This window comes from Desulfosediminicola ganghwensis (assembly GCF_005116675.2).
GTDB classification, from domain to species: Bacteria; Desulfobacterota; Desulfobulbia; order Desulfobulbales; family Desulfocapsaceae; genus Desulfopila; species Desulfopila ganghwensis.
The window spans coordinates 3,004,991-3,019,915 of the sequence record NZ_CP050699.1 but is presented as its reverse complement, the minus strand read 5'-3'; the positions used below and the strand labels follow the sequence as shown (position 1 = coordinate 3,019,915).

Sequence of the window (14,925 nt, the reverse complement as noted above, 5' to 3'; positions counted from 1 at the left end):
ACGAATTAAATGCTTTCCGGCAGGGGCTCTTCAACAAAACCCCAATAAGGGTAATCAAGCCTGTACCGGGCAACAGCCCCAGGGCTATATTCTCTTGAGGCAACGATATGCAACACACAGGACCGGTTGCTGCCACCAGAGGTCTCATTAAAAAGGACCATGGCATTATCTGCGCTGTATTCGATATCGCCGGAACCCTTGAATACCCCGAGATGTGGCATCTCCGAATAGGCTTTCTCCGCACCCCGGGACAGCTCTGAGATCACCAGGAAAGACACCTGCATTTCATCGCGGATCGACTCAAGCTCACGCAACCAGGCGTCAATACCTGTTCTGCGCTCACTCAAATCCTTGAATGGCAGCTTATGCAAACTGTCTATCACTACGACCACATAATCTTTACGGGTCTCGTGCCGCAAAAAGTCGACATGTCTGCGCATCAGTTCCGGCTTAACTTTCCGGTCATTGATAACCCTGAAATTATCGAGCATACGTCTGAGCCTGGCCAGAGCTGACTGATATGCTTCATGCTCATCCGGGTCAAGGTTGGTACTGGTAAGACGCTTCACTTCCAGCCTGCTCAGGCGGCTCAGGATACGTTGATATACCTGCTGGCGACCATTCTCAAAATCGTAATAGAGCACAGGCACACCTGCCTGGGCCATCTGGCTTGCAAGCTGAATAGCGAAAGCCGACTTACCTACCTTGGGAGCGCCACCAATAATATTGATGCCATGAACACCATCCAGTGCAGAATCAAATAGCGGGAAACCTGTTCGCAGCCCTTCATAAGCTGCGCCACCCTTGTCTTTCAGCCTCTGAATAAATTGCAAATATTCCCGTTCAGGTGAGGCAAACGGAGAAAAAGCAGTGGAGTTGCGGATCATTTGACCGAAAACCTGCCGCACCCCTTTACCCTCCTGGCGAGCCAAATCGCATATGCCAAAGTTCCTGGCCGACTTCGACGGCCAGCGCAGAATACGCACCTTGAAACCTATACGCGAGGCCATCTCACGGGCTGCGCTCATTCCTTCTGCACTGTTTCTGATCAGCACGAAAACCGTTTTCACCTGGTGCAGTAACTCAGGGGTGATTGCGTCAAAGGCCTGATGATGTGGCACAGCGATACCGGGGTAGCCCATCTGTTTCAACACCAACAACTCCTGCTCACCTTCCACCAGAAACAAGGCTCCATCCGTACAGCGGGCAATATCGGTGAAATTAAAGATTCGATACGGATCGCTGCTGAAATGTTCTTCCCCCTGCCAGAAAAAATCATCATCCCTTTCCGGGTGAACACAGCGAATAGAGTAGCAATTCCCATCTGCCTGAATGTATGGATAGGTAATGTAACGACCGTTAAACCCCACTTGATTTTCGGCCAGCACCTCGCGGCTGACCCCAAGTTGCTGGAAAAAATCCAGTGGCTCTTCCCGCAACCGGTCCCGGCAGGAGATCATCTCCTCATTGGAGTTCCCCATGGGGAATTCAAGCAATTTTTTCGCGCTCTCCGCGTCTGGATCGTAACCGGGAACAGTCTCGGGCGAAAGCCCGGTCAATGTACCAAAGTATTGGCTGAAGCCACCAGGAATACATCGCGCTAAACATCTGAAATAACCGTGAAAGAAACTGGAAGGGTTCAGCGTGACCACAAGCTTTGCCGGTGGAGAACCGTTGCCGGTTCCACAAAATGGGCAGTCGGCGAGATAAATGCCACGATCCTGCCAATGGCCATCATGTTGCCGTAACTGGTCAAAGTAAAACCTGGAGACAGGATCGTCAGGGTTGCTCATGGACTTCTCTTGACTGGGAATTTTACCATCAGGGCAGATCAGCTCCCTGATATTGTGTCAGGAATTTTCCTGAGCGCAGCCAATCGTGTAATTTGCTCGATCTGCGCTTCAGTGAGACCTTTGAAAAAATGGGTATGAATGGAGTACTCCATCTGCATCACGTTTTTCTCACGCACCGCCACAATCTGACCGTGGAAGGTAATAGTCTTCTCGCCGCCTTCCCCATAAGGGAGAAACAGCTGTATGGAACGACCCAGCATAAGCCGGGCATTATCTTTTCTGGTAATACGCATCAACAGAGAAAGACCACCACGGGAAAGATCAATGAGTTCTCCCCTTAACTCGACACCAATGCTGCGCTCATCCTCGTTGAGCAGGGCCATCGTTACCCCTGTCGGCTCCAGTGGTTTCCGTAAATGCTCCCGCCTTTCTCTATCGCTGAGTTCAAAAAATTCCCCTGTACTCTCAAACTGTTCACAAAAATGCTTGAGTTTTCTTTCAAGTGCCGGAAAATTTTCTCTCAAGTGCTTGAGCTGTTCAAGCTGCAGCACAGCAACGTCAGTCTGGCCAAGTGCTGATGCGGAGAAGGTCCACGCAGACGCGTCGAAAAAGACATGGGCTCCAAGAATTTCACCCGGTCGCATCAGCTTGAGCAGCACCTCTCTATTCTTTTGACGGTAATGGAGCTTCGCACCACCGGAGTTGATAAAATAGAGCGCACCCTGCTCATCTCCCTGCTGGATAATGACTTCTTCATTGCCATAACGTTTTCTCTCAAGAGCATGATACAGAGTGCTGTACTCTTCAGTACTGAGGGAATCAGTTAACTCCAGCCAGGCATCCTGTTGCAGCCCGCCAACCGAAGTTTGTTTCTCATCCTCAATAAGTTCCGCTGCCCTCATGATATCCTTCAAGGCAAGCGGATCAGCCTGAATGAGCAATTCACGCAGCTTTTCTGCCTGAGGGAATCGTCTCTGCCTGGCCATATTACCAATCAGGCGTATCAACAACTCTCTGGCTGGAGCTTTTTTACCTTTATCCAGTAGCTCGTAAAGCTGCCGTTCTTCATCAAGCCCTGTTACCAACCGTGGCTCTTCACCCTTAGCGCCTTCAGGTTGTCGTCTGCCTCCCGCCCGGAACTGACCGGGTTTTACCTTCATGCGTACCGCTGCGGCTCGCTGGGAATCTTCCAGGTGGTTTACCGCCTCCCTGGCAGCGTCCCATACCGCACTGCCTATTTTTTTGGCCTGACGATTGCCGCGCTGTTCGATAAACTCCTGCAACACTCTCTCCGATTCAGCCTTAGGGCAGCGGGCGAGCACGCGACACGCACTTATAAGCAGGGTATCGCGGAATTCTTCACTGAAGTATTGATAATCCGCGAGAACCTGCTCCAATCCTTTTACCACCTCATGATCACTCATGGGAGCAAGCGCCTTCATGATCTGAAGCTTCATTGCCTCACCGGCGTCGCCCAGACCCTTCAGCAGGACATTTTTGCGTTCATCATCGCTAATCTTGTACAGGCAGTTGAATGCCTCTCGCTGAACACGCATATCCTCGTGCTGCAGATATGGATAGGCTGCGTCAAGGTGCTCTTTTCTTCCTGTCTCCCCCAACAACTTCAGCAAGTTGCGCTTGCCATACCAGGGCATTGGTTCTGCCAGGTATTCAATAATTATATCGGGCAGAAATTGTTCACCATAGGTAAGCAGATCTATGATTTTAAATCTGTTTTGAGCGCTTTCGGCCTGCATCATGCGCTCAACCAGAAAGCGTGATGCAACAGGGCCCTGCAATATAAGCCGACGTGATACAACCTCATCTTTGGGATTCTCAAGACATTCGGTCAATAGGTGAGCGAGTAGCTCCCTGTCGATTTTCCGGCCCTGAACCCTGCCGACCATTTCACGAATCTTGTCATGTTTATTGAGCTTGCCCGAACGAATACGATAGAGCATGGACAACACTCTGTCACCATTACGGTTCTTCCCATCCTGCCAGGACCGACCCATAAATGCCTGCAGACAGACACACGCTCTCTCATAAATACCATCCGCTGTGTCTGAATCCCTCAACCAGATCAGAAGAGGTTCGGCAATCAATTCGAACTGCTCCCAGTGTCCTTCAGCAATAAGGTTTTCACCGATCTGCACCAGGCTCCTGATAAGGCTGATCTGATCTTCAACACCGACACCGGCAAAATAGCTCGACAGCTTGTTCAGTACATCCCTGACCTCGGTCTCCATGCCGTCAGCTATCATCTTCTGTAGCACAAACGGCAAGTGGTCAATAAACTCTTCGCTGTCCAGGACGTCGATATTACCCTGCACCAGTGCCCGCAGTCCTGCCTGGACCCGCTGGGCTTTTCGTGCCTTTTCACCGGCATCAAGAATACTCTGAGCTTTCTCTTTGCCCAGGTTCTGTTTGCCTTTGGGGGTAGCCAGCAGCATTTTCACTGCGCCGTTCAAAAACTGAAGCTGCCGCGAATCACCCTTTTCTGTGAGTCGCAAACGGGAGCTTTTTTTCCTCAATTCACGAATAACACCTGCAAACTGTTCATATGAAATGTGCTGCAGCAGGAACTCACTGAAAATTCGACCACTTTCCACCTGAAATTCCTGGCTCATCAGCAGCGCAAGCACCGGCAATTCAAACTCCTGAAGTGCCATATTTGCAGCCGTCCGCATGAAATCCTGCCGCTGTTCGGCACCAGCAAGCTTTTCGTAGTTGCCAAGAATCTGGTTGAGAGCCGCGGAATTGGCAAAGACCTTATTTTGTCTCAACCCCTCCAGTATGCCACTAAGAGAGGCTATAAAAACCTGCCCTCCCTTTTCCGGCACAGTCAGCATCGAGATCAATTCATCGACTATAATTTTGCGGGATTCACGCCCGAGAAGAACATCGACCAGCTCTTTTGGGACCTGACGCATAACCGCGACACCCCCTTCAACAACTTCAGCCTCCGGCGAAACAGACTGGTCTGCCTCGACATCCTTCTCATCTTTGAAGAAATATTCCTCAACTCCAAGCTTTCTGACAAAACCGAGACCACCACCCTCCTGCTTAATCTGGTCGACCTTGCCACTGAAAACTTCAAGTAGCTTATTAAAGTTGTTTCGATCCAGCCCCGGCTGTATGGTGCATTTCCGGCTGCCCAAAAGCTCGAGTTGTCTATAGACAAGGAGATTGGATATGGAACGGATCGTTCCCTCAGAAAGCAATTCACCACAGAGCAGCAAATCATCACCGACCAGAGCCAGTGAAAAGTCTCCCCTATTTCGCAAATGGTGCTTTAGCGTTTTATAACCGCGCTCTACAGCATTGGTAACCTGGGGCGCATTCGCAGGAAAAGTGCGAATTGTTACGATGGTGTTATTGAGTGTTTTCAGCGTGGAAACATACTCTTGCTGAGTGGCTGCCTCAGTCATATAGCTCTGGCTCCTGTAACAGGGCTGTCAAACCGGCTTGTGCCTTGAATTAAGGATAAAAATAATTAAAGAATCTGGCGCAATACAGTTCGTAAAGAACAGTTGTGAATATCGTACTGAAATTTGCTCTGAATTCCAAGGGATATCAATAACATTCATACTATTCTTCTTTGTGTACCGATCCACTTCACATCAGCCATCAGCGTACCACAGAATGCCTGCAAACTGTTTTCCGCTTCAGTAAAACTGAATAAAGGCTAAGAAACAAACATTTACCAGCAAAAATTCACTCATAACGGGCTGTTGCAAATATGGACAACTCTTTTTTGCAAAAGAGAATACATCTCTATTCTCTGCTTATGCTCTTTGTACCATTTCTACAGTTACAGGTTCAACCTAATTGATTGAAGAGTCTATAATCTTTTCATTTTTTAAGACATTAATGGTTTCAGCCAAGGGGAGCCCAACCACATTGGTATAGGAACCGGAAACTCGCCCGACAAGGAAAGCCCCACTACCCTGAATACCGTATGCGCCTGCCTTATCTAAAGACTCACCTGTTTTCACATAGCTTCTGGCAACAGCTGCATCAAACTCAACAAAGTGTACATCTGTTGCCACAGACAGAACTACTTCCCTGTTCAACTGCCTGTTCAGGAGACAGATTCCGGAGCGAACCACATGGCTGCGACCGGAAAGCGCCAACAGCATTTCAACCGCATCCTGCTCATCAGCTGGCTTGCCGAGTATTGTCTCACCAAGACAGACCGCTGTATCAGCCGCCACCACATATTCCCCCGGAAAGAGATCCGCCACCACAGAGGCCTTACGCTTCGCCATTCGCTCCACATAGAGTGTCGGGTCTTCGGCTGTCAGGGGCGACTCATCTATCTCCCGAGCTTCAATCCTGAAATCCAGGCCCAGGTCGGTGAGAAAATCTTTTCTTCGTGGTGAATTTGAAGCGAGAACAAATGGTTTGAGAGTTCTGTAAATCATAAATCGTACGTGCTTGAATTTTTTCTATATACCAAAACGACGAGATTTTTTAACTCCGGTCGCTTCGTCAATATCCTTATAAGGACAACTTTTCTGATATCCTGAAAGGTTAATGTACACTGTCAGCCATGAACAGCATAGCCTCCATCGACAATTATTACCTGCCCATGCACCATGGAGGCAAGATCGCTGGATAGGAACAAGGCGATATCAGCTACGTCACCGGGGGTTGTCAGTCGGCCAAGAGGAGTAGCTTCAACAGATTTCCTGAGAATTTCTTCCCGGTTGGGAAAATGTTTCAAGGCATCGGTGTCAACAGCGCCCGCACTGATGGTATTCACTAGAATACCTTTAGGTCCCAGCTCCACGGCAAGATGCCTCACCAGTGCCTCCAGAGCTGCCTTTGAAGCTCCCACAGTGGTATAATTTTCGATACCCCTGACCGCGCCCAGGCTTGAAATAGCCATTACCCTGCTTCCTGGCCTCATCAGGTGCATGCCATGCTGCACCAGAAACAAAAGAGCACGGGCATTAATGTCCATTGCCCAGTCCCAGTGCCGTGCAGTCAACTCCAATGCCGGCTTCAGGACACCGGAGGCAGCATTACTTACCAGAATATCAAGACGCCCGAAGATATGTTCAATCTCAGCGAACATTCTGGCAAGATCCTCTTCTTTAGCCACATTCGCCTTCACCACATGGCACCTGGCCCCAGCCTTCTCTACCAGTTTCGCAGTCTGTTCGGCATCGCCTTTATGACGCACGTAATTGACAACTACATCGGCCCCGTTCTCGGCCAGACGCAGAGCAACAGCCCGACCAATACCACGGGAACCACCGGTAATCAGGGCCACCTTTCCTTGTACATTTATCATTGGAAACATCCTTCGCCGGTTCAAATGTACTGTTGAAACTCTTTTTTATAGAAATATGTCAGCCGCGGAGAGCGATTTTCACTTTTCTTATGGTGCTCATCATAAGGCGAAAAGGATTGAATCGGATGGGATTCAATCCTTCCGGAGCCCGAAACCCTGAACCGTGGAAGCTTTCGGGATGCTCCATGACATAATCAATGCTTTTCGGATCTGCACCAGAGTGTTTGGCCGCAGCTGCCACCCGCCAAAGGGGGCTTTCATCGAACGGCAGTTCAAGAACGCTCAACAGGGCAGTATCCAGAGCCACCGCGCTATGAGCACCGCCCACACACCCGAGACTCAAGGGATCTCCATCCATCGGGCCGGATCGATGCATAACCCTGATGCCATCGACCAATGAAATATTGTCGGGCAAAATCTCCGACAGTTCCAGAAGAATATTGGCGAACTCGTCATGTGAGCTACCATGACGCATATGCAACCCGGCTTTTTGGATGCCCACTACTGTTCCAAACAGGTTTTTCACCGCACCTGTGACAAACATCTGGTTGTGTGCTTTCAGCTTTGGCAGATTCACCAGCAGATCACATTCAAATGCCTCTCTGGCAATACCCAGGGAAATGCCGTCCCCGACGACACGAACGACAGGACGACTGAAATTTACGGGTTCACATCCGATATCCGCCAGTAGATCAGTCATACCATAATTATCCATCACTGATCTGGTGGAACCAAAGGCTGGAGAATCACCAATTGTGACCTTCGCCCCATGGTCTCTAAACCAAATAGCAGCAGCCCGTAAAAACTCAACGTTGGTGCAGGCAATTTCCTGCCCCCTGCTACTGACGAAATTGGGCTTAAGCAGCACCCGCAACCCGCTGGTATTTTGCGGTAATACCAGTGATGACATAACGCTATTCAACGTATCGCCGAGTCTTGCCCGTTCGTAATCGGGGCACCGGCTGAGAATAACCTGGTGTTTTTTCTGGTATGAAGTCATGGCGGAAGGTATCAACGGTGAAATCGAATTATATACAGGACGATCAAGCCCATTGTTCAATAGAGATAAGAACGCGACCCGTGATGAACAAGTCTCACAGGCGGAGCATATCAGTGGGAAAATAGCTGGAGGTAATGCGACTGTTCACAGCCTTGAGACGAAATCTTTCGGCTGGATAGTACAACATCGGAAGGATAAAAAAAGAAAAACCGACCGAGCGGGGAGCAAGGTCGGTCTTTCTCAGGAGAAAGGAGAGAAGAGATAAAAGCATAATAACCCTTGCACCATCCGTGCCACCTCGCGCAACAAACATGACTTAGACTTATATATCGGCCACTTACACTATTGAGCACTCTTCCCGTGGTAGCTTAAAACAGGCCAAATCATACAATTTTTTGTACATTAGCAGTCATCACCGCCAATTTTTCACACCTGTCACAAAATAACAGCAACCTACGCGTCATGTTTTTTTTACTACGACGGCAAACGGCCTCAGTCAGCTGTTTTGAAGTGAATCAACCTGGTTCTTATAACATCTTCATTTTTCTCGACTTCTATGACAAGCTGTGCTGGAATATCCCCTTCCACATCAATAATATTATAGCCAACAGTCCCATTGGACCGGTTCAGATAACTGGTAATGTTTATCTGGTGATTGCCAAAGACATTTGAAACGAAGGCGATCATCCCCGGCACATCGCGATTGATCACTATCAGGCGGGTGTGGATATCATCGGTGGGTATGGATTCTATATTAGGAAAATTTACACTGTGCACCACGTTACCGTATTTCAAGTAAGCTCTCAGCTCTTTAGCAGCCATTTTGGCACAATTTTCTTCCGATTCTGAAGTGGAGGCGCCGAGATGAGGTGTTGTCAGCACTTTCTCATGCCCCACATTCCGTGAGGTAGGGAAGTCTGTGAGGTAGGCTTCAAGCCGATTCTGATCAAGCGCCTCTATAACCGCCTCTTCATCCACGATCTGCTCCCTGGAATAGTTGACCAGGATAGAACCTTTTTTCATTTTGCTTATAAATTCAGCATTTATAAGATACCTGGTCCTGTCATTCAAGGGCAGGTGAATCGAAACGATATCTGCGTCGCCAATGGCATCCCTTAAAGTACCGCAGAGTCTCACTGCAGGGAAAAGCTGATGGATATTTTCTACTGCAGGCGATGGATCGTACCCTTTCACGTTCATGTGTCGCTGGATTCCGCCGTTGGCCAGCCTGGTACCTATCTGCCCCAGGCCGACAACCGCCAGATTCTTGCCACCGATCTCTTCTCCCTTGAAGGCGGCTTTACGCTGCTCAACCACTTCACCCACCTGGCCTGGTTTCAAATCGGCAAGAGACTCACAAAAGCGAATACCCCGATAAATATTGCGCTTCCAGACGCCTATCATCGGAAATACCAGATCCACCACAGCATTGGCATTGGCACCCGGAGTATTGAATACACAAATACCTCTGCTGGTAGCCTCCGCAACGTTGATGTTATTTACCCCCGCACCAGCCCTCGCCACGGCATAGAGCGAAGGATACAGGCCAACATCAACCTGCGCACTCCGCACCAGAATGGCATGGGGATCTGCCTCGTCGGCGGTTACGGTAAATTCCTCCCCGAGCAAACGCAGTCCCTCAGGAGCGATGACATTCAGTTTCTTTATCCTCATGCTGACCATTGCTCCTCCCCCCCCTTTGCCATGGCAAATTCAAAAGGTTTTAGTCGTTACCGCTCTTTGATATACTTCCCCGTCGATTGCCCGGAGTTGCTGTGTCTGTCTCATTTGCCGGATTGTATTCCTCCCGATTTTCAGCTTGCCGGAAAACTCAGAACTGAATTGTGCCCATAAAGAGTCTTTTCGCGCTCCTGCAAAAATGCAATTCGCAACGCCTGAGCACCACTTTCGTCAAGTTGCAGAAATCTCGCAGCCTGATTGGAAATTTTCAAAAACACCGACCGCTTAAAAAACTGATTTCGGTTTTTATATGCAAACACTCCGGTAAAATTGTCTGGTAACTCTTTGAATAACAGGTCCCTGGTTGTGACCATATCCTCCTGATTTTCAGGAATATCCAGAAAATCAGGAAGCTTTCGAAAGCCGCAACGCAGCCAATCGTATCGCAATAGCTCAACAATCAGTTCCCGATCTGAACGATCCTGACAGAGCTGATACAGAATCGAACAGAGGGTCTCCTGGGTCAAGGCTCGATGCAAAAAACCGCTTCGCTCCCCCACTTCAAGTAACCTGCTAAAAAAATTGTAAATATCTTCATCCTGCAGGCGCAAATATGCCCAGAACGAGACAAAATAACGATTATTATAAAATTTTTCCACACACTCACACAACCAGTACAGTTCGCTGACCTGCTCATGATTGAGCCATTTATTGGCAAATATCGAATATGGTGGATGACTGCTGTGTCGGTAACCATATTCATCAGCCCCATGGCAGATAGGCGTGTCTGGTAAAATTTTCAACAACCCCATCTGAATATAGTGGGCTCCCATGGCAAAAACATCTGCAAACGACCTGGCAAAACTTTCTTCGGTCTCGTATGGCAGGCCGAGGATGAGATCCACATGAAGATGAATGGTGTTCAACTCCGCCAGGCGCTTGATGATTGGGTGCACAGCCACCTTATCAATACGTCTGCGGATAGCTGTCAGCGTCTCATCATTGGTTGACTGAATACCGATCTCGAACTGAAATCGCCCATGCTCCACCTTTTTCAGCAGTTCATGCATCTCTTCACTAAACCTATCCGGTGCGATCTCGAAATGAAACAGGGTGTCGCAATCCTGCTCGATAAGAAATTCCCAGATGGCGTAGGCCCGCTCCGGTATGTCGTTGAAGGTTCTGTCAACAAAGCGTACAACTTTCGGTTTATACTTGAGAATATCCAGTAGTTCAGCTTTTACCTGCTCAAGATCCTTATGAAAAAGCCCTCTTTCAGCCGCTGACAGGCAGTAGGTGCATGCATAGGGGCAACCTCTTGATGTCTCATAATAAATATGCCGGTTTTTCAGGTGATCCTCAAAATCATCTTCGCAAAAGGGATAATCAAGTGTCCTCTTTGGCAGCTTAAAAAAAGATCCCTGGTACTTCGGCTTGAGTTCACCGCTATCGAGATCAGCATAAAATGCGGGATCAATTCCCTCAAACTCACCCACAACCATACTGCACAGCCCTTGTTCAAGGCTCTCCGAAAGCACCCCTGCCTGTGGGCCTCCGACTACGATCCGACAATCCGGCAGACAGTTCCGCACGTCCCGCACCAGCTGCTCTGTTTTATCGCTGTTCCAGATAGCTGCCGAGAAAAAGACCCCAAAAGGCTGATCCTCTGTGATTCGCAGAAGGCTTTCGTACATATTGTCGTTGATGGTCAACTGCAGAATTTCAATTTCTGCCTCGGGATAATTCCTGCGCAATTCATTGCGCACATAAAAAAGTGCCAGACATGAATGTATGAATTTGGCATTGAGGGCTACCAACTTGATTTTACGGCCCGATTGAAGATCGTTGTTTTTTTCTTGGCGTTGCGCCTTGATTATCATTAGTTTCTACTCGGATGAAATAATTTGACGTTTTTTCTGCTATGAAAACAATATAGTGAAGTGGGAGTGACGGTCAAGTCTGACGGCAAAACCTCTTCTTCATAATCTGAGACAAAAATTTAAGGCCTATCATGAATTCCAGCCACATCCAGCATACACAGCGAGTGATGGCGCCCCCGCACCGGCCGCAATCTTCGATTTTGATTCTGCTGTTTACGCTGCTGTCACTTGTCTTTACCACAGCTCTTTCTTGTCTCGCGGCAGCTGAAAGTGAGAGCGAATCAGCAGATTATCATCTTGCCATCAGCTTTGATCTGGTGCGCGGAGAAATCACGGGAACGGCGCAAATATCAATTCCGGCGGGTGAAGAATTATCGCTGAATCTTGGCTCGCTGAAGATAACAGGGAAAATGCTGAAAAGGCAAGACGGCAGCAATCAGTCAATTACCCTGCCACAGTCAACCTCTTTTTCAATTCCGGCTGCGAACCAGGCCAGAGAACTTTTCCTTTCCTATACCAATACCTTTTCGCTGGATGATGAAAACCTGATAAGTGAAAAAGGAATAACCCTGCTGAGTGATTGGCATCCGGTTCCGGATAAGAAGATGCGCTTTACTCTTTCGGCCCGTTTACCTGAAAATTTCACAGCCATTACCGAATCAGACGATTTCCCGCTCGTCCGGGATGGCAACCAGTTCTCGGCCACTTTCAGCAATGCCTTATACGGTTTGCATTTCGCCGCAGCGCCCTATTCTGTTTCTTCGCTAAAAGTCCGCCAGGGGCTGCAGGTCTACGCCCTCTTTTTCCCGGAGGATGCCTCACTTGCCCGGGGCTATCTCAACAAAGCGCGTGACTATATTTTGAGATACGAGAGAGAAATAGGTCCCTTTCCATATAACCACTACGCGATTGTGGCCAACCGCCAGCCCACGGGGCTGGGAATGCCCACCTTCACCCTGCTTGGTCAGGCTGTGCTGCGTCTGCCCTTCATCAAGGATACCTCACTCGGCCACGAAATTCTCCACTCCTGGTTCGGAAACAGTATCGAGGTTGATTATCAACACGGAAACTGGTGTGAAGGTCTCACCTCCTATCTCGCCGATCACGCCTACCGAGCCGACCGTGATGAAGGGGTGGCATACAGGAAAGAGGCTGTGCTCAACTATCTCAGCTACGTCAATCAGAGCAATCAGATACCTCTCGCATCTTTTACCAACGCCAGCCATAACCAACCACTTGCTCAAGCGCGCCGGGCAATCGGCTACTCGAGGGCGATGATGCTGTTTCATGAATTGCACAGCCGCCTCGGCAGTGAACTTTTCCTCAAAGGCATCAGGACATTTTACCAGGATTATCGTAACAGCAGCGCTTCGTGGCACGATATCGAGGGTATCTTTACTCAAACGTCCCAGCAGGATCTCAGCCGTTTTTTTGATGAACGATTGAGCCGTGAAGATATACCGAATCTTGCGATAGAACAGGTTACACTTCGTTCTTTTGCTGACACCCATGCACTCAACTTTAAATTGAGGCAAAAGACCCGGGAACCATACCAACTGCACATCCCCGTACGTGTGGCCACCACCCAGGGAGAAGTTTGGTTTACAGTGAAAACTGAAAATATCGAACAGGAAATCACTCTCGAACTGGACAGCCCTCCACTGGGCTTCACCCTTGACCCGCAATATGATTTTTTCAGGATGCTGTCAGAAGACGAACGTCCGGCTGTCTGGTCACAATTTATGGGTGCGACTGAGAAAATCGCCCTGTTCTCCGGCGCCGACACACCACACGAGTACCAACCTCTTGTTGAACAATTACAAAATGATAGTTTAAAAATTCAAAATGACGATTATACGGGCAATAGCGAGTTAGCTGAAAGCAACCTGCTCTTTCTGGGCCTGGCTGGAAAACACGTCCAGAGTCTTTTCGGCAGCCCCAGTCATCCCGGCAACGGATTTACCCTGGAGGTACGTCCCAATCCCCTGAATCCAGATCATGTCACAGTACTCGTCACCAGCAGCGGACCGGCACAAGCAGCCTCGGCCGCGTCAAAGCTCAGTCACTATGGCAAATATTCTTTTCTGCATTTTGAAAATGGTCGCATCAAGGCCAAAAGAATAAACGACAGCTTCAATGGCATTCAGATTGCCATCGAGCACCTTCCCCGGGGCGGTGCCACCAGCAATCTTCAGAGTTTTGGCACGATCGCCGATCAGCTCAGCAACAATGATGTCATTTACCTGGGTGAGCAGCACACCTCAATGAGCGATCACCGCCTGCAACTACGGATTATCGAGGCAATCCACGCCAGACATCCCGATATGGCCATTGGTATGGAGATGTTTCCGTACACCAGTCAGGAGGCGCTGGATCAGTATACGGCATACAACTCTGCCATGACCGAGAAAGAATTTTTAAAAGCTTCCGGCTACTTTTCGGTCTGGAGTTACGATTATCGCTATTTTCAGGATATTTTCAGCTTCGCCCGCAAAAATTCCATCCCTGTCATCGGGCTCAATCTGCCGAGGGAAACAGTTTCCACCGTCTACTCAAGCGGTGGAACAGATGCGCTATCAAAAGAAATTCGCGATAGCCTGCCCCAACAAAGAGATCTCTCACTACCAGGCTACGCCAGACAGCTTCGTCAGATGCAATCGCTACACCAGCAGGGTGGTCACGGCTCGGGTTATGCGTCGGGCTTTATCCAGGCACAATCGCTGTGGGACGAGACCATGGCTGAAGAAATCACAGATCACCTCAACAAAAATCCCGGCCGCAAACTCATCGTGCTTGCCGGCTCCCAGCACACCAGAAAAGATTTTGGCATCCCACCGCGGGTTGCGCGACGAACCAATGTAGAACAGGCTTCAATACTGAATATCTTCAACGGCACGACACCGGATAACCTTGCCGATATTGCCGACTATTTCTTTCTGGTAGAATCACTCGAGCTGCCGGAACCGGGCAAGATCGGTATAAGCATCAACGAGCCCACTGCAGCTGATGCAAATCTGCTGACAATCTCAGCGTTTAACCAGGCAAGCAAGGCAGATGAGGCAGGACTGCGCATCACTGACAGCATCGTTGCTATCGATGATTTCCCAATACATTCCATGGAGGATGTACGGATTGCACTCTTCGCCTCATTGCCCGGCGATGTGGTGCAACTGAAAATACGCCGTACAGAAAACGGTTTTGACAAGGAAATTATGTTTGAAGTGGAACTGATTAAACCGGTCAGAGAACAAGCTCACCCGTAACTGATGA

At 49.0% G+C, this 14,925-nt stretch carries 9 protein-coding genes; 2 read left to right on the top strand and 7 right to left on the bottom strand.

Going from position 1 to position 14,925, the window contains the following annotated elements; genetic code table 11:
• Window positions 1-5: 5 nt before the first annotated feature.
• From FCL45_RS12820 to FCL45_RS12800, 5 genes are all read right to left on the bottom strand, one after another.
• A complete protein-coding gene (locus FCL45_RS12820; protein WP_136797887.1) occupies window positions 6-1,793 on the bottom strand; it encodes a DnaB-like helicase C-terminal domain-containing protein in 1,788 nt (595 codons plus the stop codon).
• 38 nt (window positions 1,794-1,831) lie between these two features.
• Window positions 1,832-5,224, bottom strand: coding sequence for a cyclic nucleotide-binding domain-containing protein (locus FCL45_RS12815; RefSeq protein ID WP_136797888.1), 3,393 nt, complete (start codon window positions 5,222-5,224; stop codon window positions 1,832-1,834).
• A gap of 396 nt (window positions 5,225-5,620) precedes the next feature.
• A complete protein-coding gene (locus FCL45_RS12810; RefSeq protein WP_136797889.1) occupies window positions 5,621-6,220 on the bottom strand; it encodes a Maf family protein in 600 nt (199 codons plus the stop codon).
• 122 nt (window positions 6,221-6,342) lie between these two features.
• Window positions 6,343-7,095: an enoyl-[acyl-carrier-protein] reductase FabL gene (gene fabL / locus FCL45_RS12805; protein ID WP_136797890.1), complete on the bottom strand. Its 753-nt coding sequence runs from the start codon at window positions 7,093-7,095 to the stop codon at window positions 6,343-6,345.
• A gap of 58 nt (window positions 7,096-7,153) precedes the next feature.
• Complete coding sequence (locus FCL45_RS12800; protein ID WP_136797891.1) at window positions 7,154-8,095, bottom strand: DUF362 domain-containing protein; 942 nt, start codon at window positions 8,093-8,095, stop codon at window positions 7,154-7,156.
• On the opposite strand from FCL45_RS12800, the gene FCL45_RS12795 reads away from it, so the two are divergent.
• Window positions 8,094-8,360 carry a hypothetical protein gene (locus FCL45_RS12795; RefSeq protein WP_136797892.1) on the top strand — a complete coding sequence of 89 codons (267 nt, stop codon included), beginning with the start codon at window positions 8,094-8,096 and terminating at the stop codon, window positions 8,358-8,360. The genes FCL45_RS12800 and FCL45_RS12795 overlap by 2 nt on opposite strands.
• 227 nt (window positions 8,361-8,587) lie before the next feature.
• Here FCL45_RS12795 and FCL45_RS12790 read toward each other — a convergent pair whose 3' ends face one another.
• The gene (locus FCL45_RS12790; RefSeq protein WP_228721324.1) at window positions 8,588-9,769 is read right to left on the bottom strand and encodes a 3-phosphoglycerate dehydrogenase family protein; all 1,182 of its coding nucleotides are present in this window, start codon (window positions 9,767-9,769) and stop codon (window positions 8,588-8,590) included.
• 140 nt (window positions 9,770-9,909) lie between these two features.
• The gene (locus FCL45_RS12785; RefSeq protein ID WP_136797894.1) at window positions 9,910-11,655 is read right to left on the bottom strand and encodes a B12-binding domain-containing radical SAM protein; all 1,746 of its coding nucleotides are present in this window, start codon (window positions 11,653-11,655) and stop codon (window positions 9,910-9,912) included.
• Between the two features lie 131 nt (window positions 11,656-11,786).
• On the opposite strand from FCL45_RS12785, the gene FCL45_RS12780 reads away from it, so the two are divergent.
• Complete coding sequence (locus FCL45_RS12780) at window positions 11,787-14,918, top strand: ChaN family lipoprotein (RefSeq protein ID WP_136797895.1); 3,132 nt, start codon at window positions 11,787-11,789, stop codon at window positions 14,916-14,918.
• Window positions 14,919-14,925 lie beyond the last annotated feature (7 nt).